The following is a 24,682-nucleotide window of genomic DNA, read 5'->3' as shown; positions in this document are numbered from 1 at the left end:
ATGATGCCCGCGCGTGCAGGGGGAAATACGCGCAGGGATAAAGTTAAGCAAGAGGTGTTCCACATCGGCGGGATCGCCCCGCGTTCATTTATAATTTCGCTTGCATTGGCAAGCATAGTGCATGGTATGTTCCGCTGATTCACTGAAACTTACGTTACAAGGGCCAGGCATGAAACAGATTGATGAGCGTCTGCGTGACCATTACGCAGAGCTGACACCGCAGGAACAGCGGGTGGCGGATTTTATTTTCGCCAGCATCGATGACCTGATGAGTTACAACAGCGCCGAGCTGGCGCGGCTTAGCGGGGTCTCAAAGGCTACAGTCAGCCGCCTGTTTAAACGACTGGGCTACCCGAGTTATCGGGACATGCGCGACGAAATGCGTACATTGCGCCAGAGCGGAATGCCGCTGACCGACAGTCGTGATGCGGTTCAGGGTAACACCTTGTTATCGCGGCACTATAAACAGGAAATGGCGAATCTGACGCAGTGGATTAACCAGATTGACGGCGCAGCGTTTGGTGAGCTTACCGCAGCACTCAGCCAGGCGCGGCAGATTCGTTTGCTGGGGTTTCGCAACAGTTATCCGGTGGCGCTGCACCTGCGTCAGCAGCTGATTCAGGTGCGTTCCGGCGTGATGATGATGCCGCAGCCGGGGCAGACGCTGGCGGAAGAGCTGGTGGATCTCACCGCGCAGGATGTGGTGATTTTTGTGGCGTTCCGTCGCAGGCCGCGGATGGCGAAGGCGATTCTCACGCAATTACAGACAATTGGTGTGCCGGTGCTCCTGATTTGCGAACCGCAGGCGCAGACGCTGATCCCGCTGGCGGCGTGGCATCTGGCGGCACCGCTCGACAGCGTGTCGGCGTTCGACAGCTATTCTTCCGCGATGAGCCTGGCGAATTTGCTCAGTAATGCGCTGCTGCACGATATGCTGGCGTCAGGCCGCCAAAGAATTCATCAGATCAGTGATTTGTACAACGAACTCGACGAACTGGAACAGCGCTGATTCCCGCTTTGCGAACAAAACAGGCGCTTTTTTGGTGCCTGAGCACAATAATGGTGCAATTTATTTTCTCCCGCTCCACTGATTTGCCCTGCTTCAGGGCAAGAAATCCCTTCCTGTTTTTCTGGTTTTTTGCCTAATTCCTTGTCATGACGTGACTTTGCGCACAATTTTTTCGGCGTACTGTTTTTGGCACATTCGTTGCAGAGTTCTAAATATAAGAATCTATCGTTCCAAAAACCTTTCACCGGAGATAATCTATGAACATGAACAAACGGCTGTTGGCGTGGGCAGGTGCTGCAATGCTGGTACTTCAGGCATCCAGTGTGATGGCCGATCAGTTACAGGATATTCAGAAGCGCGGCGTGCTGCGTGTGGCGGTTCCTCAGGATTTCCCGCCGTTTGGTTCAGTGAGCAAGGATTTGCAGCCAGAAGGTTATGACATCGATATGGCGCATTATCTGGCCGATAAGATGAAACTTAAGTTGCAACTGGTGCCGGTGACCAGCGCCAACCGCGTGCCTTACCTGCAAACCGACAAAGTGGATCTGGTGATTTCCAGCCTTGGCAAAAACGCCGAGCGCGAAAAGGTGATTGATTTCAGCAACGCTTACGCACCGTTCTTCCTCGGCGTATTTGGCGCGAAGGGCGACAAGCTGGCGGATCTGAAAGAGCTGTCGGGTAAAACCATCGGTGTGACCCGTGGCGCGGTGGAAGATCTGGCGCTGACCGATGTGGCACCGAAAGATGCCAAAATTCAGCGTTACGAAGACAACAACACCACGCTGTCGGCGTACCTGTCCGGCCAGGTGGAATATATCGCGACCGGAAATCTGGTGGTCGCCGCGATTGCCCGTATGAACCCGGAAAAAGCGCCGGTTTCTAAGGTAATGCTGAAAGATTCGCCGTGCTACGTTGGCCTGCGTAAGGACGAACCGGCGCTGAAAGACAAAGTGAATGAACTGATTGCCGAAGGTATCAAAGATAAAACGTTGAACACGCTGTCTGAAAAATGGATGAAGGCACCGCTGCCTGCGTCCATCGGCGCGTAACAGGTTGATTGACGGAGATCTTTCATGACCTATCAGCTTAACTTTAGCGCGCTGTGGCCTTATATGCCGGAACTGCTGGCCGGTTTATGGACCACCATTGAGCTGACGGTAATGGCAACGGTTGGCGGCATCGCGATTGGTATTTGCGGTGCCGCCATCCGCTGCGGCAGCAACAAAACCCTGCGGACGGTCTGGGGCGTGTATGTCGAAGCCATCCGCAATACGCCGTTTGTCGTGCAGCTGTTTTTCATCGTTTTTGGTCTGCCGGGAATGGGCCTGAAGATGACCGCCGGGGAAGCGGCGCTGCTGGCGATGCTGATTAACCTCGGCGCGTACAGCACCGAAATTATCCGCGCGGGCATTCAGGTGACGCCGAAAGGCCAGTGGGAAGCGGGGCGCGTGCTGGGATTAACCCGCAGCCAGACGTTTCTGCGCATTGTCCTTCCGCCGTCGCTGAAACGTATTTATCCGTCGCTGGTCAGCCAGTGCATTATCGTGATGCTCGGGTCTTCTGTGGTTTCGCAGGTGTCCTATGAAGAACTGACGTTTGCGGCGAACCTGATTCAGTCGCGCACGTTCCTCAGTTTTGAAGTGTATCTGGTCACCACGTTGTTCTATCTGTTGCTGTCAGTCGCGATGCGTCAGTTATTGCTGCTGGCCGGACGCCGCTTCTTTGGGAGTGCAAACTGATGATGACGTTCACCGACTGGGACATTGTGCGCAACCTGCTGCTGGCGGCGCGCTGGACCTTACTGCTTTCGCTGGTGGCGTTCGTTGGCGGTACGCTGGTGACGCTGCCGCTGTTGCTGATGCGCCTGACGAAACGCCGCTGGTTAACGCGTTTTGTCCGTCTTTATTCCGAGCTCTTTCAGGGTACGCCGCTGCTGATGCAGTTGTTTCTGGCGTTCTTTGGTCTGGGCCTGTTTGGTATTAACGTCAGCCCGTGGACAGCTGCCTCCCTGGCGCTGACGCTTTACACCAGTGCCTATCTGGTCGATATCTGGAGCGGCAGTATTGCGGCGCTGCCAAAAGGCCAGTGGGAAGCTTCACGCTGCCTCGGCCTGAATTTCGGCCAGACGTTATGGCGCGTGATCACCCCGCAGGCGTTGCGGATTGCGATTGCACCGACTGTCGGGTTTTCCGTTCAGGTGGTCAAAGGCACGGCGCTGGCGTCGATTATCGGTTTTGTCGAACTGACCAAAGCCGGAACGATGCTCAACAATGTGACGTATGAGCCGTTCAAAGTGTTTGGATTAGTGGCGCTGGGCTACTTCCTGATGTGCTATCCGCTGTCGCGTTACAGCCAGCATTTAGAAAAATCATTGCGTGGAGAGAAACAGTAATGCCACTGATCACTATCAATCAGGTTCAGAAATTTTACGGCCAGAACCACGTGCTGAAAGGCGTGGATCTGGACATCGACAGCGGTGAAGTGATTTCCATCATAGGCCGCAGCGGCTCCGGCAAAAGTACGCTTTTGCGCTGCATGAACGGGCTGGAAGGCTATCAGGAAGGCAGCATCAAACTTGGCGGAATGACCATTACCGACCGTGATTCTCAGGCGCGTGATATCAGCCGCTCGGTGGGGATGGTGTTCCAGAGTTTCAATCTTTTCCCGCACATGACCGCGCTGGAAAACGTCATGTTAGCGCCGCGCCGCGTGCTGAAAAAATCCGCGGCTGAATGCCGTGAGCTGGCCGCGCAGATGCTGGCGAAGGTCGGGCTGGCGGATCGCATGGATTATTACCCGTCGAATCTTTCCGGCGGCCAGCAGCAACGTGTGGCGATTGCCCGTGCGCTGGCGATGAACCCGAAAGTGTTGCTGTGCGATGAAATCACTTCTGCGCTGGATCCGGAGCTGGTGGGCGAAGTCCTGAAAGTGCTGGAGCAACTGGCGAAAGAGGGTATGACGCTGGTTCTGGTCACGCATGAAATGAATTTTGCCCGTGAAGTGGGTGACCGCGTGGTGTTTATGCATCAGGGCACCGTGTGGGAACAGGGCGAAAGCCGCGCGCTGTTTGCCAATCCGCAAACGCCGGAGTTAAAACAATTTATCGCATCCGTTCGTGGCTTAAATGAAGCCACCGCAAGTTAACATTTTAAAGGATTAACTATGTCAGGCATCCAAACACTCGGACAAATCAACCCGCCAACCCGTTTGCTGATGGGGCCGGGGCCAATCAACGCCGATCCGCGTGTACTGCGGGCGATGGCGAGCCAGCTGGTCGGGCAATATGACCCGGTGATGACCGGCTACATGAACGAAGTGATGGCGCTGTATCGCGCACTGTACAAAACCGAAAATCAGTGGACATTGCTGATTGACGGCACCTCGCGCGCCGGTATCGAAGCCGTGCTGCTTTCCGGTATCCGTCCGGGCGATAAAGTGCTGGTGCCGGTGTTTGGCCGTTTCGGGCATCTGCTGTGTGAAATCGCCCGCCGTTGTCGTGCCGAAGTCCATACGATTGAAGTGCCGTGGGGCGAAGTGTTTGATCCGCAGCAAATCGAAGACGCCATTAAATCGGTGAAACCGCGCTGGCTGCTGACCGTGCAGGGCGATACGTCCACCACCATGTTGCAGCCCCTGGAGCAACTGGGCGAAATCTGCCGCCGTCACGGCGTGCTGTTTTACTCTGATGCGACGGCGTCCTTCGGGGGCAACCCGCTGGAAACGGATGCCTGGGGTTTAGACGCGGTTTCTGCCGGTTTGCAGAAATGCCTCGGCGGCCCGTCCGGCAGTTCGCCGGTCACCATCAGCCCGCGTTTTGAAGAACAAATCCGCCGCCGTAAATGTGTCGAAGAAGGGATCCGCACCGCCGATCACGCCGACGGTGACGAAGAGATGATCTACTCCAACTATTTCGATCTGGGCATGATCATGGATTACTGGGGCCCGGAACGTCTGAACCACCATACCGAAGCCACCAGCATGCTGTTTGCTGCCCGCGAATGTGCGCGCATCATTCTGGAAGAAGGGCTGGATAACGGCATCGCCCGTCACGAATTGCACGGCGGCGCGTTGCTGGCGGGCATTCAGGGAATGGGGCTGGAAGCCTACGGCGACCTCAATCACCGCATGAATAACGTGCTTGGCGTGGTGATCCCGCAGGGCATTCACGGCGAGCAGGTGCGTCAGATGATGCTCAATGATTTCAGCATTGAGATCGGCACCTCGTTTGGTCCGCTGGCCGGGAAAATCTGGCGTATCGGCACCATGGGTTACAACGCGCGTAAAGACTGCGTATTGCAGACGCTGGTGGCACTGGAAGCGGTGCTGAACCGTCTGGGCTTTGCTTCAAAATACGGCGCGGGCGCGCAGGCCGCCTGGGATCATTACGCGGGAGGTCAGTAATGGCAGAAGCCCTCACGCTGGCCGCGGTTTCCCAAAGTGCTGCACGGGCAGCCGAACGGGTGATGGTGCGCTGCGATGCACTCGCAGCCATCAGTGAAACACCGGGACAGCTGACCCGTGTGTATCTTTCCGCTGAACATTTACAGGCTAACCGTCAGGTTGGCGAATGGATGGCGGCGGCGGGGATGCGCGTCTGGCAGGACAGCGTCGGTAATATTTGCGGGCGCTACGAAGGGCTGGATCCTTCCGCGCCTGCGCTGCTGCTCGGTTCGCATCTCGACAGCGTGCGTAACGCCGGGCGTTACGACGGCCCGCTGGGCGTACTGACGGCGCTGGAAGTGGTTTCGCATCTGCATCAGAACGGGATCCGTCTGCCGATGGCCGTGGAAATTGTCGGGTTCTGTGATGAGGAAGGCACACGTTTTGGCATCACCTTGTTGGGCAGCCGTGGCCTGACCGGCACCTGGCCTGCTGACTGGCTGGAACGTCAGGACGCGCAGGGGATCACTGTCGCGCAGGCGATGGAAAATGTCGGGCTCAGCCCGCTGACGATCGGCGCATCACGGCGCGAGGTCGGCGATTTTTGCGCGTATCTCGAACTGCATATCGAGCAGGGGCCGTGCCTGCAAACGGCCAATGTTCCGCTCGGCGTTGTCACCGCGATTAACGGCGCGCGCCGCCTGAATTGCGAATTTACCGGTCACGCGGGTCACGCCGGAACGGTGCCGATGGGGCAACGTCAGGATGCACTGACCGCCGCCGCCGAATGGACGCTGGCGATTGAAACGCTGACAACCACTACCGGACGCAATCTGGTGGCCACCGTCGGCACGCTGGAATGTTTGCCAGGCGCGGTGAATGTCATTCCGGGGCAGGTGAAACTGTCGCTCGACGTGCGCGGGCCGCGCGATGACGATTTAGGCGCGCTGCTGAAAGTCCTGCTGGCGCAAGGCCATGAGATCGCCGCCCGTCGCGGCCTGACGTTCGCCGCCGAGCAGTTTTACGGTATCAGCGCGACGGAGTGCGACGAAAGTTTGCAGCATCGCCTGAGCCAGAGCGTTTTGCATTTGCAGGGGCAGGCGATGTCGCTGCCAAGCGGCGCGGGGCACGATGCGATTGCGATGGCCGAATGCTGGCCGGTCGGCATGCTGTTTGTGCGCTGCAAAGACGGCATCAGCCATCACCCAGATGAATCTGTGACTACTGGCGATGTGGCGTATGCGGTGCAGGCGTATATCAACACGGTACTGAGTTTCAACGGGGGGCATCTGTGACGCCTGAGGAATTTAATGCGCTGTCTGAATTCGAAGCCGTAGCATTGCTCCGCCCGCTGGTGAATATTCCCGGCTGGGCGAAAAAAGTCAGCGACGGACGCCCGTATTCTTCGGTGGAACAGGCGCTGCAAAGCGCGGAAGCCGCCTGCGAAAGCTGGCAGCCCGACGACATCACCCGGGCGTTGTCCGCGCATCCGCGTATCGGCGAGCGGGTGAATGGCAGCGGTAAAGAAGCGCAGCTTTCCCGTGGCGAGCAGGCGACGCTGAATATCAGCCAGCAGGCTGTTATTGATGCGCTGCATGACGGCAATCAGCGTTACGAACAGCGTTTCGGGCGGGTTTTTCTGATCCGCGCCAAAGGCCGCAGTTCAGAGGAAATTCTCGAGAGCCTGCAACGGCGCTTGCAGAATTCACCGGATGCTGAATATCAGGAAACCGCGCAACAGCTCAAAGAAATCACGTTGTTACGCTTTAAGGAGAGTTTGCAATCATGACGTCTGTTTCTAAAACGAAAGTCACCACGCATATCCTGGATACGTCGCTCGGCCAGCCCGCAGCCGGGGTGCGCGTCTGGTTGGAAAAACTCGACGGCCAGAAAATTACGCTGATCGCTGAAACCCAAACCGACGCTGATGGCCGCGCTGCAAAACTCACGCCTGAGCCGGTGGCCTCCGGCCATTACAGGCTTTGTGCCGACATCGGCGCATATTTCGCGGCAACCGGTCGCGATACGCTTTATCACTCTGCGATTATCGACGTGGTAATTTCCGGCGAACAGGATCATTACCACCTGCCACTGTTAATCAGCCCCTATTCGTATTCGACGTACAGAGGCAGTTGATTTTACCCCATCGATAAATGCGGGTGTTTTAACCGCACACTTTGGGTCAGCGCCGCGTGGCTGACGTCATGGTCGCGGTTGCTCTGGCGAACCTGTTGCAGGAAGGCCATCAGCAGTGAATTCGGGCGCTCGCGGCGTGACATCAGTTCAGGTTGTCCCTGAACTCCCAGGAAGAATGGATGATTATCCAGTTCTATAGCCTGTGCCTGTTCCCCGCTTTCGTCATAACCTGAGATACTCAGCCCGGCGTTTTCCAGCTCCGACAGCAAAAGAGGGTTCAGATAGCGGCGCTGGTTATAACGCAGCGTAAATTCTTCGCCCATTTTACTGGCCAGCAGGCTGCCGTGACGGGTCATCACCGGATGATTGCCCAGACGAGGCTGTGCGCGATCGCTGAGTGGCAGGCCGGTTTGCAGGCTACCCAGCGTTGACGGCCCGTGCATGACGACCCGTTCCTGCCCAAGTACTCTCTGCCCCAGCGCCGTTATCATCTGATGCATTCCCTGATTAATGCCCAGCACCGGTATCTGGTTTTCCAGCGCCCAGGCGGCACTCGCCAGCTGGCTGGCCTGAAAATCATTCTGGGCCAGCGTGGCGCCCGGCAAAATGATGCCGTCGGTATCAAACAAAGTGCAGTCAAGCTGGCTGCCCTGTAACGCAGGTGTCACATAAATAACATCAATGTTCATTGCCAGTGCATCGGCGGCGTCTCCCAGTGCAGCGAGCATCGCCGGGTAGCTGTCGCGCTGTTCGGCAAAATCACCCACCAGCGCCACGCGCAGTGTTTTTCCTGCGCGCATCACCGGTTGCGAAACGGAACCAAGCGCCCAGCGGCCAAAGCCATCACGCCCCCAGCCGTTGCTGCGAATTTTGCCGGTTGCGCCGTCTTCCAGCTGGAATTTATCCTGTTTGCGCACCACGGTGAGTGACTCAATTTCAATACCTTGTTCTGTGATTTTGGCGGCCAGTTCTGCGGATAAGGGTTCGCGCAGCGGTACCACGATATCTTCCTTAAGTGCCCGATAAATCAGGGATTCAAGCCCGGACTCCGCACCCGCGCCGCGCCCGGTCAGGCGCTCTAGCCAGACCAGCCCGCTGGTCAGTACGTGTCCTTGTGCCGTAACGTGCTGGCGGGCGTTCGGATAACGTTGGGCATCATGACTGACGGGAAAGTGACACAGCGGCAAAGCGCGCAATTCAGCAACTATCGCTGCCATCGCGCCGTACAACGCAGGTTCGGGCGTGGAGTGTGCAATAAAAGTGATGGTCATCAGGGATCCTCTGTCAGATGTTTTTGCGGGGGGATTTAATGCAAGAATTGATCCATGCAGGGTGATGTTTACAAGCTTTGACAAAAAGAGCGTGACGCCCCGCAAAAGTGATGTCTGGTAACACATCACTACTACGAAACGCCACACTGTTTAGACCATAACGCGCTAATGTAGCGCCGGTTGTTCTAACTCCCCATTCACTAAGGAAGCATCATGTCAGCATCTCTTTATGGCAGTACGGCGGCACAATTTGTACGCGGTTTAAAGAATCTTTCTGCGTTACTGGAAAAAGGCGCGGTGTGGGCGCAGGAAAACGGAAAATCGGAAGACGAAGTGCTGAATACCCGTCTGGCTGAGGACATGTATCCGCTGGCACGCCAGGTGCAAATCACCAGCGATATGTCAAAAGGCGCGATTGCCCGTCTGGCCGGTATCGCCGCACCTGCGATGGAAGACAATGAAGTAACATTTGCTGATTTGCAGGAGCGTATCGCCAAAACTCTGCGTTTTATCGAAAGCGTGGATGTGCAGCAACTGGAAGGGGATGAATCCCGTGAGATCGTGGTGAAAGGCAGAAATCACGAAATGAAATTTACTGCACACAGCTACGTTACCGTATTTGCCGTGCCGAACTTCTATTTCCACGTCACGACGGCCTACAACATTTTACGCCATCTGGGCGTGAACATCGGTAAAGCGGATTTTATCGGGCAGGTTTAAGTCCGATTTTATTTAATTACCTGAATCGCTAATTAAATACCCGCCCTGAAATATATAATTCAGGGCGGTATTATGAAGTATATATTCACCAAAATTATAACCAAATGAATTCCTCTCCAAATAACTTCAGATTTATAAAATAAACCCGGTGCCATCGCTGGCACAACACCTTCCGTTTTTTTAATTCAGGTTATTTTGTCACGATGCAGTCTCTTTAATTTCGGCGTGTTTATAAAATAACGCTTCGCGAATTACTGAATCTTAATCAATACACGTAATCTAACGGAAGGAATTAATATGTGTAATTGCAACTGTAATTCATTAAAAGGTACGGCAGTTAAAGCGGGTGAAACGTATGTGACCGTCGAAGCGGCGGCCACAGCCGCGGCAGAACAGGCGCTGGTGGCCTATTGTCAGAATACGTTCAGCGTGGGTGGCGTTATGCTCGATGCCAGCGGTAATGTGCTGAATGCGATTAATAATAATGTGGTTGTCGATAATAAAACCAGTGATCCGACGGCTCACGGTGAACGTCAGTTAATTGACTGGTATTATGCGCAGATTGAAGCGGGTGTCGATATGCCACCGCCGTCTGATATTACGATTGTGACGTCGCTGGATCCGTGCTGCATGTGTACCGGTTCGATTATTACCGGAGGATTTAAAGTTATTTCTGCCGCTTTCGATACATATTCCGGTATTAACTGGGATACCAAGGCGGATTTCCCGACGCTCGCAGATGGCCTGGCCGTTGTGGCACAGAATACTTTCAGTTACCCGGCGGTTAATGGAAATAACTGTTTTACCCGCGATGCCAGTTCAGCGCCGGTGCCAGCTTTCTTCACCGACGCCGTTATGGATAATCAGACGGTGGCGCTGTGCGAAACGGCTTTCGATGCCACGCTGACGCAGGTTAAGGAAAGTATCAACACGGATTTAACGCCGGATCAGCTCAGAAATATTAAAGATTTACCGTCTGATAGCCGGATCGTGACGGCGTTAAAAGCCATTTATCCGGACGCGCTCAGCTATACCGCGCCATCCCTCGGGCAACCGGATGAAGGACTGGCGCCGTATCTCATTGCGGCCGCAAATCAGGATATTGCGCAGGGCGGCACAGGGAATGCCGTGGCGTTTCTTGACTACTTTGGCAACCTGCTGATGTGTTTGCCGGGTAACGAAAAAGCCTCGCTGATTCAGACGGCGTTTTTGCTGGTAACCCGTAATTATGCGCAGCTGCGTTATAACCTGCGAAGCAACCTGAGTGACGATGAAGTGCTGCCTTATCTTGGCCATCCTAAATACGGCACGTTTGTGTTTGCGCATGGTCCGGATAAGACATCGCACAGCCTGATTGAGCTCGGTGCTTACGGTTCCACCATGGAAGGTGCGTTGCCGCCGGAAAATCCGAACTCATTCCAGTATGGGGTGCCGACGATTGCGCAGGCCGATCTGGATGACTATTGCCAGACACTGCCACCGTTGTACAGCCAGGAGATCCAGGTTCATCCGCAGCAGGTGACGAACTCTGATCTGATCAACGCGCTGATTGCCGGTTTGCCGCAACCGTAATGACGACTCAATAACTACCTGTAAATAATCATCAATAAATAAAAGCCCACCGGCTGCAAATACAGCGGGTGGGCTTTCTGATGTTTATGTGCTGCCGCTTTCTTTAATCGTGCAGGAGGAACGTATCGGCATCGCGCCATGCCGGGAAGGCTTCGCGGTAATCCTGTAACGCCTCGAGCGACAATTCAGCCTCGATAATCATCGCTGAACCTGGCTCGGCGCGTGCCAGCTCTTCGCCCAGCGGGTTGATGATCAGGCTGTCGCCAGTGTAGTGATGGCCGTTATCATCATCTCCGACACGGTTGCAACCGGCCACATAGGCCTGGTTCTCAATCGCGCGGGCTGCAAGCAAGGTCTGCCAGTGATGACTGCGGCGGGCAGGCCAGTTGGCGACGTACAGCGCCAGATCGTAATCCTGCTTGTTGCGCGAATAGACCGGGAAACGCAGGTCGTAACAGACTTGCGGCAGAATACGCCAGCCGCGCCATTCGATAACCACCCGGCGGTTTCCCGGCACATAGTAGTTGTGTTCGCCCGCCATGCGGAACAGATGACGTTTATCATAGGAATGCACTTTGCCCTGCGGCTCGACCAGCAGGAAACGGTTTACCGCGCCTTCCGTCGTGCTCAGCGCCACGCTGCCGCCAATCATTGCACCGAGTTTTTTGGCCCACTGATGCAACCATTCCACCACGCGGGATTGCGGCAGCGCGCTGCCCGGTGCCTGCATGGCGAAGCCGGTGGTGAACATTTCCGGCAGAATGATCAGGTCGCGGCCGGTCAGTGAACCCAGCAGACCGTCGAAATGCGCGAGGTTGGCCTCGCCGTCCAGCCATACCAGCGGCTGTTGCAATACGGACAGTTTTAAAGTTGACACAGGCGCTCCGCAGCAGCATCCAGCGTGGCTTCCTGTTTGGCAAAGCACAGCCGGATCAGTTTATGTGGGAAGGGCGCGGCGCAGAAAACTGACATCGGAATGGCCGCGACGCCCACATGTTCAGTCAGCCAGTGACAGAATGCAACATCGTCCAGATCCGAGACTTCGCTGTAATCCACCAGCAGGAAATACGTACCCTGGCTCGGCAACACTTTCAGGCGGCTGTTCGCCAGCCCTTGCGCCAGACGGTCACGCTTGGCCTGATAAAATGCCGGTAATTCCTGCCAGTGCTCCGGCGCTTCACGCAGCATATCCGCCAGCGCCAGCTGAACCGGCGTGGTAATGGAAAACGTCAGATATTGGTGAACCTTGCGCAGCTCGGCGCTGATAATCGCCGGCGCGACACAGTAACCAACACGCCAGCCGGTCATATGGTAGGTCTTGCCGAAAGAAGACACCGCGATGGCGCGCTGGCGCAGTTCAGGATGGCGCAGCACGCTGGCGTGCCCTTCCGGTGCAAAGCAAATGTGTTCGTACACTTCATCACTGAGCACAAAAATGTGCTTATCCGCGATAGCCTGCCAGAGCTGCTCAACGTCGCTGTGGCTCCAGACCGTCGCCGACGGATTGTGCGGTGTGTTGATGATGACCAGTCTGGTCCGATCCGTAATCTGGTCGGCAAATTCCGCCCAGTTCACTTTGAATTCCGGCGGCTGAAGCTGAATGCGCTTCATCACGCCACCGGCCAGTTCCACCGCAGGCGCGTAGCAATCGTAGCTCGGGTCAAAGGCAATCACTTCGTCGCCTTTCGACACCAGCGTGGTGATGGCGATGTACAGAGATTCTGTGGCACCGGCGGTGATGGTGATATCGGTATTGGCGTCCGGCGTGTAACCGTAAATCTGTTCTGTTTTCGCGGCAATCGCTTCGCGCAGTGGCGCGGTGCCGGTCATCGGCGCGTACTGGTTTGCGCCCTGGCTGACGTGATACGCCAGACGGTTGCGCAGATATTCGGGGCCGTCGAAATCAGGGAAACCCTGAGACAAATTAATGGCGTTGTGCTTCTGCGCCAGGGCACTCATTTGAGTAAAAATGGTGGTGCCTAATGCAGGTAGTTTACTTTCGGGGATCAGTGCTGCTGTGCTCATGGCGGGTCAATACTCCTGGACCGGTGCAGATAGCGATGTTGCTCACAATATAACACGATGTTAAAGCCGGGTTTAAATCAATGAAGAATAAGGATATGACCGGAATGACGGTGCGGAGCGGCGCGCGCAGAGCGGGTTGCGGGCATTCTGCGAACGCTATCCGTTGCCTGAAAACTGGTTAAGATATAAACTAAACGCCTTACAACTGAAGTTGTTCAACGCTTACAGAGGGTCATATGCCGGTTAAATTGGTAAATGCGGTGAAAGTTAACGAAGTCTTCGCTCATCTTAGCGACGGCATAGATAACAGCACCCTCTATTCCGAGCTGGCACGTGGGCAGGAGCTTGATGTTGTCGGCTTGACGCTATCTCCCGGTTACCGGATTGTGCGCGTTGATAATCGCCTTTCTGAAAAAATTACTCAGCGCCATTTCGAACTGGCGTTAATCAATGATGTTTCTGAGGACGTGGCTTACTACAACCGCGTTGTGATTCAGTCCGATCATTTCCTCAATTGTCGCCCGGTGACGCAGGTGTTGGTATGGCGCACTCAGAAACCTAAGCACAGAAAAGAATTGCACGAGCTTGCAGGGCTAATTTTCCTCAATTATCTGCTCGAAAAATACGATGTGATCGTGTCTGACATGAACCAGACTCACGATGGCATGTCGTTCTGGCAGGCCAGAATGTATGACGCCTTGATTTACGGGCTTAAAGTTTATGCTTACGACATGATCAGTTGCGAATTACATAACATTGCATCAGAAGATGATGTGGGGCGTTACGAACAGTGGCTTTGGGGAGACCCTGAGCATTACCAGCAAAGGCTGGCCATCATTTCTAAATTTGAACTCCCTGCAAAATAACCTGCTCCGGCAGGTTTTTTTAGGCCAGAAGTTAGCGCCATAAGAAGACCAAGCGTTCTGCTATTTGCCCTTTCATTTTCCCGATACACGATGTTAATATTTGGCAATCGAGACGCTTAGATGGCTAAATGCTAATTCAATCTAGGCCATATCAATTATTTATATATCGCAATTTTCACGCCGGATTCAGGCCCTCAACGCACGATTTTTCAGGATTACGATGACAGAGAATTTGCAACTGGGCGCGCTGCTGGCGGCCTGTCACTGGATTGGTCAGAAGGGCTGGAGCCCGGCGACAGGCGGGAATATGTCGGTCCGTGAAGGCGACAAACATTGTCTGATCACCGAATCGGGGAAGGACAAAGGCTCGCTCACCGCAGATGATTTTCTGCTGGTTGAGCTGGAAAGCGGCCTCGCGCCGAGCGGACGCCGCCCGTCGGCGGAAACCGGCCTGCACACGATGCTTTATAACCGCTATCCTGAAACCGGTGCGGTGCTGCATACCCATTCGGTGAATTCGACCGTTTTGTCCCGTGTGGAACGCAGCGGTGTGCTGGTGCTGGAAGGTTACGAAATGCAGAAATCGCTGAGCGGCCAGACGACGCACCTTGATCAGGTGGTGATCCCGATTTTCGACAACAGCCAGGATATTTCCGCGCTGGTGCAGAAGATTATTGCCAGCACAGAGCACGCGCCGCTGCAGTATGGTTTTCTGCTGCGCGGCCACGGTCTGACCTGCTGGGGAAGGGATGTGGCCGAAGCGCGCCGCCATCTGGAAGGGCTGGAATTTCTGTTCCAGTGTGAACTGCAACGCCGCCTGCTGGAGGCCAAATGATCCGCGCCATCGTCACTGATATTGAAGGCACCACCACGGATATCCGTTTTGTGCATCAGGTGTTATTCCCGTATGCCCGTCAGCGTCTCGCCGAATTTCTGCGTCATCAGCACGAAGAGCCGGAAGTGGCGGCTGCGCTGAACGCATTGCGGGCCGAAATCGACCGCCCGCAGGCCAGCGTCGAGGCCCTGACTGATCAGCTTTTTACCTATATGGATAACGACGTCAAATCGACGTCGCTGAAAGTGTTGCAGGGCATTATCTGGCGTACCGGTTATGAAAACGGAGATTTTCACGGGCATTTGTACGCGGACGTCGCGCCGCAGTTGGAAGCCTGGAAAGCCGACGGTTTGCAGCTTTGCGTGTATTCTTCCGGTTCCGTTGACGCGCAAAAACTGCTGTTTGGTTACAGCGATGCGGGCGACCTCACGCTGCTGTTCAGCGGATATTTCGACACCCGCGTTGGCGCCAAGCGTGAAACAGAATCCTATCAGAACATCGCCGAACAGCTGATTTTACCGCCCGCTGATTTATTGTTTTTATCGGACATCCGTCAGGAACTGGACGCTGCACGCTTAGCGGGCTGGCACACCTGTCAGCTGATCCGTGATGACGCTGACGAACTCAGCGACCACCTGCAAGTTAATCGTTTTGATCAGATAGCCTTAGAAACATTCTTATAAGAGGGTTGACCATGAGTGCATTGACGATTTTTAGTGACCAGGATCCTTCCGCGCCGGTTTGGGAAAGCCGTGACGGTGAGGCCATCGCCGCCGAACTGGGCAAGATTGACGTGCGCTTCGAACGCTGGCAGGCCGATCGTGATTTAGGTGAAAACCCTCAGCCGCAGGACGTGATTGCCGCCTATCAGCATGAAATCGACAGGCTGGTGGAAGAGAAGGGCTATCAGAGCTGGGATGTGATCAGCATGCGTCCGGACAATGAACAGCGTGAAGTGCTGCGCACCAAATTCCTCTCCGAGCATACCCACGGTGAGGATGAAGTACGTTTCTTCGTGGAAGGCGCCGGGCTGTTCTGCCTGCATCTAAACGGCAAGATTTTCCAGATCCTGTGTGAGAAGAACGATCTGATTTCCGTCCCCGCGAATACCCGCCACTGGTTTGATATGGGCGGATCTCCTTCGTTTACGGCGATTCGCGTGTTTGATAACCCGGAAGGCTGGGTGGCGCATTTTACCGGCGATAAGATTGCGGATGCTTACCCGAAAATGGGGGAGTAAGTTTTTCAGTATTGCAGAAAGCCGTCCCTTGCGGGGCGGCTTTATTTATTTCAGAAATACGGGTCTTAACGCATTGCCTGCTTACCATAATTTGGTGAGCGTGGGCCGTACAACATGCCATCCGTCGGATTCGTGTTGAACAGAGTCCAGCTGGTCATTGCGGCAATATCATGGCCTTTGTCAGTGACGGTGCTGGAAATTTGTTTCACTGCCGCCGTGATCAGCATGCCGAGGATACTGTTGTTGCTGTTATTGTTCTGGTCATTATCCGATGCGGTGGCGCTGCCGGTCCACAATACTTTCCCTGTCCGTAAATCGACCAGTTTGGCATTGGCGGTAACGCGCGTTTCGCTGTTGAGCACCATGTAGGTGCTGCCGTAGCTTGTCACATCGATGTACATCGCGGCATCAGCCCCGAAGATTTCACGCAGCTTAGCTGCGCTGACGGAACGGATATCTTCCGCTGACGTCATGCCGTTCTGCTTGAAAGTTTCTTCCACGACGGCAACCGGGAAAACGTAATAGCCATCTTCCGCGAGGGGCAGCGTGGAGACTGAAAGCATACTGTGGCTGGCGTTCACATCCGGCGAATGGTTGACCGGCGGCAGCACCAGAATCGATTTCGGTTTGCTCTCTTTAAACGCGGTGTAATCGTAAGCCGGTTTTTTTGCCGCACAACCGGTAAGAATCAGCGTGAGCGCAACACTCATCAGCAGGAATAAACGTTTCATTTAACACTCCCTTTATTTTTCAGCAGGAAATCCATGTAGGTTGCTGACTCAGGAAATAAACTTTTCTCAGTATTGAATTCCTGGAATGCCAGATCGGTGTGACCCGTGTTGGCATAAAGTAATCCCAGCTGCGCGTGCAGGCCCGGTGGTACGGCTTTATTGGTGGCGCGGGATTTTTCAATCGACTCTTTCAGGGAAGCGATTTGTTGTTCCGGACCTACTTTGTCGCCCTGATAATATTGGTATACCGTCGTCTGGTATTTATCCCAATTATATAACAATTTATCATCTTGCTTTGCGCAGCCGGCTAATAATAACGCCAGGGTAATAAGGCCGCCTTTTACGCAGGCTCTTTGGGTTTTATTCAATGTCATTTCAAAATATCCGTATTATTGGTTAGCCGTCGGGCGCCATGCGCCACTTTCGATTCCATTGACCAGATTATTAACTGCTTCACGAATAGCTAAATCCAGCACTTTGCCATTTAACGTGGAGTCATAACTGGCTGTTCCGCCGAAACCAATAATTTCGCGGTTGGACAGAGAATATTCGCCGGCACCCTGAGAGGAATAAACCACTTCAGATGTCTGCACATTGACGACGTTCAGGTTCACTTTTGCATAAGCAATCTGCTGCTTACCGCGACCGAGGATGCCCCACAGCTGATTATCGCCAACTTCTTTACGACCGAATTCAGTGACATCACCGGTGATCACGTAGTTAGCGCCTTTCAGCGTTTGTGCCTGGCCTTTAATTCCAGCTTCTTCTTTAATTTCCGCCATATTGGTGCGGTCTAATACATTAAAGCGGCCGGTTTGTTGCAGGTCAGTCACCAGAATGGTTTTCGATTGATTTCCCAGGCGGTCAACGCCATCAGAGAAAATACCGCTCATATAGCTGGAACGGTTATCGAATTTCCCGACAGAAATCGGGCTGCGTGGGCCATTATATTGAGTGTTATAGGAAGCGACTTTCTGTACTTCTACGGTGTGCGATGATTCAGTTGCACATCCGCTCAATGCCCCTGTAGCAATAATTGCCGACAAAATGAAAACTGATTTCCTCATGTTACTATTCCTTGTCCATTAAATATTTTATTAACGGGCAATAGCAGCCCGTGCCAAATTAAGATAATTTGGCTTAAATACGGAGGATTACTTAAATTTTGTCTATTTCACTTAAGGTCAGTGAAATGACTTAATTGCCAAATCTGATTAGCTGTTTCGTCGGAAATAACCTTCCCCGCTGACAGGTAATGAAAATTTGAATTTGGCTAAGAATAATCCTAACAGATATTGGTTTTCGATTTCCTTACATTTATGAGCTTTTCTTATCAATAGTATAAAAAAACGGCACCTCATCGGGTGCCGTTCCATGAATAAGAAAAATTAACGCAAAGGTTGCAGGAAAATGCCGTCCTGCACCTGCGCGGGTGTCACCACGCCGACATCCAGCACCCAGCCGCTGATGAGCTCCGCAGGTGTCACATCAAATGCCGGGTTATACACCTTCGCCTCCAGAGGCGCCCACTGGACGGAACCAAAGCTGCCGGAAACGCCGGTAACTTCGCGGGCATCGCGTTGTTCGATGGGAATCGCGCCACCGTCCGGACAATGCGGATCGTGCGTAGTGTGTGGCGCAGCAACGTAGAAGGGCACGCCGTGATATTTTGCCAGAACCGCCAGGCTGTAAGTGCCGATCTTGTTGGCCACATCGCCGTTGGCGGCGATACGGTCAGCGCCGACCCAGATAGCGTCAACGCGTTTTTGCGCCATCAGGCTGGCGGCCATCGAGTCGCAAATCAGCTGATACGGAATCCCCAGTTCGCCAAGCTCCCACGCGGTGAGCCGGCCACCCTGCAATAACGGGCGCGTTTCATCGACCCAAACCTGTTCGACGTTTCCCTGCTCATGCGCACGGCGGATCACGCCAATGGCCGTGCCGACGCCCGCTGTCGCCAGTCCGCCGGTGTTGCAGTGGGTCAGCAAACGGCTGCCCGGCGTCACAAGCTTTGCGCCGTGCGTCGCAATGCTTTCGCACAGCGCGCGGTCTTCATCCACCAGGCGCAGTGCTTCAGCCGTCAGCGCGGTGACGAAATCGGGCTGCTGTAACGCGATTTTCATGCGGTCGAGATTATTCATCAGATTCACCGCCGTCGGGCGCGAGGCGCGAAGAACGTCCAGCGAATGCGCCAGTTCATCCTGCTTCATGCCCTGTTCAGCCAGCAACGCCAGTAGCAGGCTGGCGGATAAACCAATCAGCGGCGCACCGCGCACACGCAGGGTACGGATGTGATCTACCAGCTCGCTGACATCCCGGCATTCGCGCCAGTCAGCGCGTTGTGGCAGGGCCTGCTGATCGAGGATCCACAGTTGGTTTTCTCGGATACGTAAACTGGTGGTTGTGAGGCTTTGCATTGTTGGTTAAATCCTTGTTGCCCGGTTGCATCTGTTCACTTATTCTGCCAACATGTTTTATGGATGTATAGACGTCTAAACACTTTTAAGGCTAAAAGAAAATTTCGAGAGGTCAGGATGTCGCGCTACTACACATTTACCGCCGAAGATGCTGTTGAATATGCCCGCAAATACGGTGGCGTGGCAGATCCGCAATCTCTGGTCACCGCCGATGAAATCGGTGACGGGAACCTGAATCTGGTGTTTAAAATCCGCGATACCGCAGGTAACAGCCGGGTGATCGTGAAACAGGCCTTGCCGTACGTGCGTTGCGTGGGGGAATCCTGGCCGCTGACGCTCGACCGCGCGCGTATCGAAGCCGAGACCCTGATTATTCACGGTCAGTATTGTCCGCAACATACGGTGAAAGTGTTACACCACGACGCCGGACTGGCGGTGATGGTTCAGGAAGATTTGTCAGATCATCAGATCTGGCGCAGCGAGCTGGTGCAGGGGAAATATTTCCCGCAGGCCGCCAGCCAGTTGGGCGAATACCTGGCGCAGACGTTATTCCATACGTCCGATTTCTATCAGAACGCGCAGATCAAAAAAGCCGAAGTTTCACGGTTTACCAACCCTGAACTTTGCCAGATCACCGAAGATCTGTTCTTTACCGATCCGTACGTTGATCACGAACGTAATAATTTTGATCCGGTGTTGCAGCCTGAAGTCGATGCGCTGCGTGCCGATAAACCGCTGCGTCTGGCGGTGGCGGCGCTTAAGCACCGTTTCCTGAGTAAGGCCGAAGCATTGCTGCACGGTGATATCCACAGCGGTTCGATTTTTGTGGCTGAAGGTAAGCTGAAAGCCATTGATGCTGAGTTTGGTTATTACGGTCCTGTCGGTTTTGATCCGGGTTCGGCTATCGGTAATTTGTTGCTGAACTATTGCGGTTTACCGGGGCTGGTGGGCGTGCGTGAAGCGGCGGATGGTCGTGAGCAGCGCCTGAAAGATGTGCGTGAACTGTGGCTGAGTTTCTCTGAGCGTTTCCTGCAACTGGCGCGTGAAAAATCACAGGATCCGACGCTGGCCGAGCCGGGATATGCTGACGTTTTCTTGCAGGAAGTCTGGCATGACGCCGTCGGATATTGCGGCGCGGAATTAATCCGTCGCACCATCGGGCTGGCGCATGTGGCCGATCTTGATTCCATCAAAGATGCTGCGATGCGTGCTGACTGCCAGCGCCATGCGCTGAGCCTGGGGAAATGGCTGATTCTGACGGCACCGCAAATCAGTGATGTGGAATCCTTCATTGCGCGGATCCGTCAGTTCAGCTGAATTTTCGCCTTAAAAAGTGCAGGCCGGCGCTTCTGCACCGGCTTTTTTGCCTCTTTTACTTCGCCGTGATGATGATTTCCGGCACGCTGTTTTCTTCCCCCAGAGACAGGCTTATCGAAATTTTCTCCCGTTTGTTCAGGGCCGAGATTTTCAGCGTCTGGCCGTCATCGGTTATCGTCACGCGCTCCAGCGGATTTTTATCCGATAAATCGTACAGCGCTGCCTGTAAAATTTGCGGCTGGTGGCTTCTGGCAATCAGGTAGCTCAGGGATCGTGACGGCGGATTACCCGGTGCTTTTCCCTGAAAAACATCGCCCTCACCGTACAGCCAGACGGAGAACCCGCCGGCCTGCGTGGCGAAAAGGTGTTGCATTACGCCTGCCAGCGGCCGGGTGCGGATATCCGTCATCCGCTGCAGCGGCCCGTCCGGAAAAGCATCCACGCCGCCCGACGGATAAGCGCTCAGTGCTTTCGCATTCACATGCAATGTCCAGTCAACCTGCTGCCTGTGCGGGTTGGTTATTTGCGTGACGTCGAGAATGAGGTCACCCGTCATCAGTAAACGGCGGCGATAGAAAACATCCTGATAGGCCGCGCTGTTCCATTTTATTTGCGTAAAACTGTCGGGCATGCTGACCGGGGTTAACCAGTCCACACAGACATCCAGATATTGCATCTTCGGCGTGACGTGCCATTGCAAAACCCGTGGCGTCGCGGGGGGCTGGTTGGCCTGACTGATGCAGACCGTATTGTGCGTGGCGCTGTTTTTGTAATACCCCTCGTGCAGTGGCACGCCATAACCGGTGGTACCCAAATCAGGGAAGATCTCATGGCCGCGCTCAAACAGCAGGATCCCCAGCCGGTCATAGTGATCGTGTTCGCCGCCGTAGGGCGTGTGTTTCACCAGTAATGCCCGCTGGCTGGCGGCATTGCGCATGATAGTTAACCCTGTGCCGGGAGCATGGAAAGGCGTCACCGCTGGCAGATTTCCTTGTGCCGGTGGCAATTGTTTTACGCCGTAAAGCAAGGCATCGAGATTTTCCCGCGATTTATGCTGGTAAATAATGTGCAGGGCTTCGGCATAAAGTGGCTCCCTGGCGTACTGGTAAGCAAATTCGTAAAGGTCACTTTGGGTCAGTTTTTCCTGCCCCGGGGTGCAGTCATTGAGCCTGGGCGTGGCACCGTCCGGCATCAGCAAAGCCAGCGGTAATGTCAGCATTTGCCGGTAGAAGGGTAATGATATCAGGCTGTAAGGGGTGTTTTTCGCCAGTTTTTCAAAGGCAAAGAAACCCTGTAATGCGTAAAAATGGTAGTGCAGCGACCCTTCAAACCATAAGCCGCCTGGCAACAGGGCATGCTCAAGCTGATAGCGCAATCCGTAAGGGCTGTTGACCGCGAAATTCAGATAACGGGGTTCGCCGATGATGGCTCCGATCACACCGAGGGTAGCGCTGATTTTTACCTCATGGTTATGAAGCTGATCGTGACGATGGTGCATCAGAAACTCCGCCCCTTCGCGCAGCAGGCGGGTTTCAATCAGCGCGCACTGCTCAGCTGAAAGCGCATCGCGGATAAAATCATATCCCAGCGCTAATTGCAGATGGCAATTGGCCTCACAAAGCGTTTGTGCATTCGCCTTCCCGGGGCCGTTGCAGGGGATGCCGCCATGTTCCTGATAATCCGGATAATAGCGGGCATAAGTCAGCAGCAGTTCGCTCACTTTCTCCAGATACCGCTGTTCGCCGGTCAGTTGCCAGAGCAATCCCAGCTCCTGACAGGCTTTCGCATTCAGACCATTCAGCCAGCGCCACCATGCGCCATCGTAGGGTTCGCCATGAAACAGATGGCCGTCTTCCGGGCAGCGGTGAGATTTCGGGGAGTCATAGCGCCACTCCAGGCGCATGCCGTGTTGCGGGCAATAATAGTAATGGTTCCAGGTGGCGAGTGCGGTTTTCTGAACGATCAGCGGGTGTTCAAGGACGACGGCATTCTCTTTTTCAAGCGCGTGGATAACGTGCTGAAAATTGTGTAAGCGTTCGCGTATTCCCTGCATTTCGTTCTGGCTAAATTGCTTCATCAGAAGACTTTCCTTGTCATCAGCGCACCAGCGGCGCAGTGGTGGTTAGCAGATTGATGTTATCAGGATAAGCCACTGACATTTGTTGTGCCTTTTCGCGAAACAGGGCATTTTTCGGATAAGCGCGCGTGGCCGCGAGCAGATTACCCAGGGCTTCCTGAGGTTCGAATTTTAGTTCAGGGAAGGGCCATTCAGCTTGTTTATCAATAAACCGGGCCGGTATCGTCAGCGCCTGTTCCAGCTTGTGGTCGTCTATTGCTGAGTTCCACAAATCAACGCCCGTCAGTTCTCCGTAACGCGCCAGACGCTGAAATGCCGACAGGGCAAATTGCGTATAGTGCCATGAACGGGTACGTTCAGTTTCCGCCGTCAGATAACCCTGACGGTCAATTTGCGCGGTCAGATGGCGCAGCATCGCAACGCGCATTTGCTGTTTTGCCACATCCGGATGGTCGCTGAACAGCGAAAAAGCCACGACCTGTGCGTCATAAAATGCGCCGTGGTTATTGTGCCAGTTACTTTCTTCGAAACCGTTATCGCTGGTCAGCAGCCACTGCGAAAATGTGCCGTACCAGCGTTTAATGGCCTGATAATCCGCCTCGCTTAACGTATCTGCCGGGCGGATAAGTTCTATGCTGTCCATCACATCAATCAGTACACGGCTGTCGATAATGCCAATCCCGCGCCCCTCAACGATACCCGGAATCGCCTGTGCATAAGCCATATTCGGGTTCATCAGCGTCTGGCGGTTGATAAACCAGGCTCGCGCCATTTCAGCCGTTTTGACCGCATAGGCTCTGTTGCCGGAGAAATAATAGGCTAACCCGAGCACCCGCATATCATCGCCAAAACGGACTAAGCGCGTGCTGTCCGTAGCGTCAGTTTTGCTGTCAGGATTAGTTTTACCGTCTTTACGGATATACGGCAGATGGCTGGCCGTGTCAGGGTTTGGCCACCAGTAGGGGCCAAAACTGTAATAATCATGCTTATCCCCGGAGGCGGGCAAAAGCGTTTTTTGGGCGACACTGAGCACCGGTTCCTGAAGTGCTTTATCTGCGGCTGTCAGCAATGCCTGATACGCCGGCAACAGTGGGCTGTTTTTCTCCGCAACGCGCGAACGGGTCTGAGCCAGTGTTGCGGCATCATAAGTAAAATACCGTGAAGGGGCAGCAGAGGTTAATCCGCTGCAAATGAAAAGCAGCGCAGGGAGCGTGCGTAATACCACATTTAATTTATTCATTTATGTTACTCATCTCTTTATTAATGGGGGATATTCATCGTCCGTAGCCAGATATTACAAATTGAACGTGATGCCGATACGGTACCGGGATTCGGCTTTGTTTCCTTCGCCATCGTAATAGCCTGTTTTATCCAGATAGTCATATTCGGCATAGTTACTGACAGTGTTATTCCATTTATAGCGGACGGTGAAAGCATTTTCGGTAGACCAGGACTTGCCATTTTTATATTCATAATCCGCACTGGTGTGACGATAAATAGTTCCCTGGTAATTCAGGCTCCAGGTGGCGTTTATTTTGTAACCCAGGTATAAATCCAGGCGATTTACGCTGTCGCGATGGAGTTCATTGTCGGTATTTTTGGTTTCATAGTCGTTATAGTCATAACGATAACGCAACCCTGAATTCAGATTGTCGCTAATTTTATAATTCAGACGAATATAAGGACGAATTTGTGTTCCGTTCGTACTCCAGTGAAGGATGCCACCGGGTTGTAAACTCCATTTTTTATTTAATTTGTACGTGTAATTGGTTTCGATCTCGTTATAGTCCGTTGTAATATCGCCCAGTGAGTGTGAACTGTCACTTTTATCTGTGCCGTTAGCCCCGCGACCATTATTTTTATTATCCTTATTATCTGTTTCCATACTGGCCCACCAGCCATTTTCCCAACCCTGACTGACTTTAAACCGGGATTCATAAATATGGCTGGCGGATTTATATCCTCCGCGCACATCGAAAGTGACAGCGTGGCTAAATAATGGCAACAGGGTAACCAAACCACAGGCTATGCGCAGTGGCGATTTGATATTCATATCAATGTCCTTATTATTTTTAATTTATCACTG

26 protein-coding genes are annotated in these 24,682 nt (G+C 53.9%); 16 read left to right on the top strand and 10 right to left on the bottom strand.

Features of this window, described 5'->3' with window-relative positions; genetic code table 11:
• Window positions 1-169 precede the first annotated feature (169 nt).
• The 9 genes from CWS43_RS24795 (at window position 170) to uraH (ending at window position 7,525) form a co-directional block, all read left to right on the top strand.
• Window positions 170-1,009, top strand: a complete 840-nt coding sequence (locus tag CWS43_RS24795) for a MurR/RpiR family transcriptional regulator (protein ID WP_101079821.1) — start codon at window positions 170-172, stop codon at window positions 1,007-1,009.
• A gap of 257 nt (window positions 1,010-1,266) precedes the next feature.
• Window positions 1,267-2,058 (top strand): transporter substrate-binding domain-containing protein, encoded by a 792-nt coding sequence (locus CWS43_RS24790; RefSeq protein WP_101079820.1) that lies wholly within the window; start codon window positions 1,267-1,269, stop codon window positions 2,056-2,058.
• Between the two features lie 24 nt (window positions 2,059-2,082).
• Window positions 2,083-2,748, top strand: a complete 666-nt coding sequence (locus CWS43_RS24785) for an amino acid ABC transporter permease (protein WP_101079819.1) — start codon at window positions 2,083-2,085, stop codon at window positions 2,746-2,748.
• A 2-nt stretch (window positions 2,749-2,750) separates the two neighbouring features.
• On the top strand, window positions 2,751-3,401 hold the full coding sequence (locus CWS43_RS24780; RefSeq protein WP_101079859.1) for an amino acid ABC transporter permease: 651 nt from the start codon (window positions 2,751-2,753) through the stop codon (window positions 3,399-3,401).
• Window positions 3,401-4,153 (top strand): amino acid ABC transporter ATP-binding protein, encoded by a 753-nt coding sequence (locus tag CWS43_RS24775; RefSeq protein ID WP_101079818.1) that lies wholly within the window; start codon window positions 3,401-3,403, stop codon window positions 4,151-4,153. Before CWS43_RS24780 ends, CWS43_RS24775 begins: the two co-directional genes overlap by 1 nt.
• An 18-nt stretch (window positions 4,154-4,171) precedes the next feature.
• On the top strand, window positions 4,172-5,410 hold the full coding sequence (locus tag CWS43_RS24770) for an alanine--glyoxylate aminotransferase family protein (protein ID WP_101079817.1): 1,239 nt from the start codon (window positions 4,172-4,174) through the stop codon (window positions 5,408-5,410).
• Entirely contained in the window at window positions 5,410-6,684 is a 1,275-nt protein-coding gene (gene hpxK / locus CWS43_RS24765; RefSeq protein WP_101079816.1) for an allantoate amidohydrolase, read from the top strand. The genes CWS43_RS24770 and hpxK overlap by 1 nt, the downstream gene beginning before the upstream one ends.
• Window positions 6,681-7,178: a 2-oxo-4-hydroxy-4-carboxy-5-ureidoimidazoline decarboxylase gene (gene uraD / locus CWS43_RS24760; protein ID WP_101079815.1), complete on the top strand. Its 498-nt coding sequence runs from the start codon at window positions 6,681-6,683 to the stop codon at window positions 7,176-7,178. Before hpxK ends, uraD begins: the two co-directional genes overlap by 4 nt.
• Window positions 7,175-7,525, top strand: a complete 351-nt coding sequence (gene uraH, locus CWS43_RS24755) for a hydroxyisourate hydrolase (protein WP_101079814.1) — start codon at window positions 7,175-7,177, stop codon at window positions 7,523-7,525. Before uraD ends, uraH begins: the two co-directional genes overlap by 4 nt.
• 2 nt (window positions 7,526-7,527) lie before the next feature.
• On the opposite strand, the gene CWS43_RS24750 is transcribed toward uraH, so the two are convergent.
• Window positions 7,528-8,796 (bottom strand): gamma-glutamyl-gamma-aminobutyrate hydrolase family protein, encoded by a 1,269-nt coding sequence (locus tag CWS43_RS24750; RefSeq protein WP_101079813.1) that lies wholly within the window; start codon window positions 8,794-8,796, stop codon window positions 7,528-7,530.
• 213 nt (window positions 8,797-9,009) lie between these two features.
• Between CWS43_RS24750 and CWS43_RS24745 the strand changes: the two genes are divergently transcribed.
• Both CWS43_RS24745 and CWS43_RS24740 read left to right on the top strand, forming a co-directional pair.
• Complete coding sequence (locus tag CWS43_RS24745; protein WP_101079812.1) at window positions 9,010-9,516, top strand: DUF1993 family protein; 507 nt, start codon at window positions 9,010-9,012, stop codon at window positions 9,514-9,516.
• Window positions 9,517-9,813: 297 nt separating this feature from the next.
• Window positions 9,814-11,088, top strand: coding sequence for a nucleoside deaminase (locus tag CWS43_RS24740; protein WP_101079811.1), 1,275 nt, complete (start codon window positions 9,814-9,816; stop codon window positions 11,086-11,088).
• 103 nt (window positions 11,089-11,191) lie between these two features.
• Here CWS43_RS24740 and CWS43_RS24735 read toward each other — a convergent pair whose 3' ends face one another.
• The gene (locus CWS43_RS24735; protein ID WP_101079810.1) at window positions 11,192-11,965 is read right to left on the bottom strand and encodes an amidohydrolase; all 774 of its coding nucleotides are present in this window, start codon (window positions 11,963-11,965) and stop codon (window positions 11,192-11,194) included.
• Window positions 11,953-13,113: a pyridoxal phosphate-dependent aminotransferase gene (locus tag CWS43_RS24730; RefSeq protein WP_101079809.1), complete on the bottom strand. Its 1,161-nt coding sequence runs from the start codon at window positions 13,111-13,113 to the stop codon at window positions 11,953-11,955. Before CWS43_RS24730 ends, CWS43_RS24735 begins: the two co-directional genes overlap by 13 nt.
• A 236-nt stretch (window positions 13,114-13,349) precedes the next feature.
• On the opposite strand from CWS43_RS24730, the gene CWS43_RS24725 reads away from it, so the two are divergent.
• The 4 genes from CWS43_RS24725 to CWS43_RS24710 all read left to right on the top strand — a co-directional run bounded on the left by CWS43_RS24725 (window position 13,350) and on the right by CWS43_RS24710 (window position 16,054).
• Window positions 13,350-13,979 (top strand): hypothetical protein, encoded by a 630-nt coding sequence (locus tag CWS43_RS24725; RefSeq protein ID WP_101079808.1) that lies wholly within the window; start codon window positions 13,350-13,352, stop codon window positions 13,977-13,979.
• A gap of 220 nt (window positions 13,980-14,199) precedes the next feature.
• Window positions 14,200-14,814: a methylthioribulose 1-phosphate dehydratase gene (locus CWS43_RS24720; RefSeq protein WP_101079807.1), complete on the top strand. Its 615-nt coding sequence runs from the start codon at window positions 14,200-14,202 to the stop codon at window positions 14,812-14,814.
• Window positions 14,811-15,497 carry an acireductone synthase gene (gene mtnC, locus CWS43_RS24715; protein WP_101079806.1) on the top strand — a complete coding sequence of 229 codons (687 nt, stop codon included), beginning with the start codon at window positions 14,811-14,813 and terminating at the stop codon, window positions 15,495-15,497. The genes CWS43_RS24720 and mtnC overlap by 4 nt, the downstream gene beginning before the upstream one ends.
• Before the next feature lie 11 nt (window positions 15,498-15,508).
• Entirely contained in the window at window positions 15,509-16,054 is a 546-nt protein-coding gene (locus tag CWS43_RS24710; RefSeq protein ID WP_101079805.1) for an acireductone dioxygenase, read from the top strand.
• Window positions 16,055-16,119: 65 nt separating this feature from the next.
• Here the strand turns inward: CWS43_RS24710 and CWS43_RS24705 are convergent, their stop codons facing one another.
• The 4 genes from CWS43_RS24705 to mtnA all read right to left on the bottom strand — a co-directional run bounded on the left by CWS43_RS24705 (window position 16,120) and on the right by mtnA (window position 19,202).
• A complete protein-coding gene (locus tag CWS43_RS24705; RefSeq protein WP_101079804.1) occupies window positions 16,120-16,785 on the bottom strand; it encodes a DUF799 domain-containing protein in 666 nt (221 codons plus the stop codon).
• Entirely contained in the window at window positions 16,782-17,159 is a 378-nt protein-coding gene (locus tag CWS43_RS24700) for a DUF4810 domain-containing protein (protein WP_101079803.1), read from the bottom strand. Before CWS43_RS24700 ends, CWS43_RS24705 begins: the two co-directional genes overlap by 4 nt.
• A gap of 15 nt (window positions 17,160-17,174) precedes the next feature.
• Window positions 17,175-17,852 carry a CsgG/HfaB family protein gene (locus CWS43_RS24695; protein ID WP_101079802.1) on the bottom strand — a complete coding sequence of 226 codons (678 nt, stop codon included), beginning with the start codon at window positions 17,850-17,852 and terminating at the stop codon, window positions 17,175-17,177.
• Between the two features lie 321 nt (window positions 17,853-18,173).
• Complete coding sequence (gene mtnA, locus CWS43_RS24690; RefSeq protein ID WP_101079801.1) at window positions 18,174-19,202, bottom strand: S-methyl-5-thioribose-1-phosphate isomerase; 1,029 nt, start codon at window positions 19,200-19,202, stop codon at window positions 18,174-18,176.
• A 117-nt stretch (window positions 19,203-19,319) separates the two neighbouring features.
• On the opposite strand from mtnA, the gene mtnK reads away from it, so the two are divergent.
• Window positions 19,320-20,519: an S-methyl-5-thioribose kinase gene (gene mtnK / locus CWS43_RS24685; protein WP_101079800.1), complete on the top strand. Its 1,200-nt coding sequence runs from the start codon at window positions 19,320-19,322 to the stop codon at window positions 20,517-20,519.
• Window positions 20,520-20,574: 55 nt separating this feature from the next.
• Here mtnK and CWS43_RS24680 read toward each other — a convergent pair whose 3' ends face one another.
• Genes CWS43_RS24680 through CWS43_RS24670 form a run of 3 tightly spaced genes read right to left on the bottom strand, consistent with a single transcriptional unit; the run spans window position 20,575 to window position 24,649 of the window.
• Window positions 20,575-22,596 carry a heparinase II/III family protein gene (locus CWS43_RS24680; protein ID WP_101079799.1) on the bottom strand — a complete coding sequence of 674 codons (2,022 nt, stop codon included), beginning with the start codon at window positions 22,594-22,596 and terminating at the stop codon, window positions 20,575-20,577.
• 19 nt (window positions 22,597-22,615) lie between these two features.
• The gene (locus CWS43_RS24675; RefSeq protein WP_101079798.1) at window positions 22,616-23,836 is read right to left on the bottom strand and encodes an alginate lyase family protein; all 1,221 of its coding nucleotides are present in this window, start codon (window positions 23,834-23,836) and stop codon (window positions 22,616-22,618) included.
• A gap of 54 nt (window positions 23,837-23,890) precedes the next feature.
• A complete protein-coding gene (locus CWS43_RS24670; protein WP_101079797.1) occupies window positions 23,891-24,649 on the bottom strand; it encodes an oligogalacturonate-specific porin KdgM family protein in 759 nt (252 codons plus the stop codon).
• Window positions 24,650-24,682: the final 33 nt, after the last annotated feature.

It is taken from the genome of Rahnella sp. AA, from assembly GCF_002834385.1.
Lineage (GTDB): Bacteria > Pseudomonadota > Gammaproteobacteria > Enterobacterales > Enterobacteriaceae > Rahnella.
This window is presented reverse-complemented; position numbering and strand designations above follow the sequence as displayed.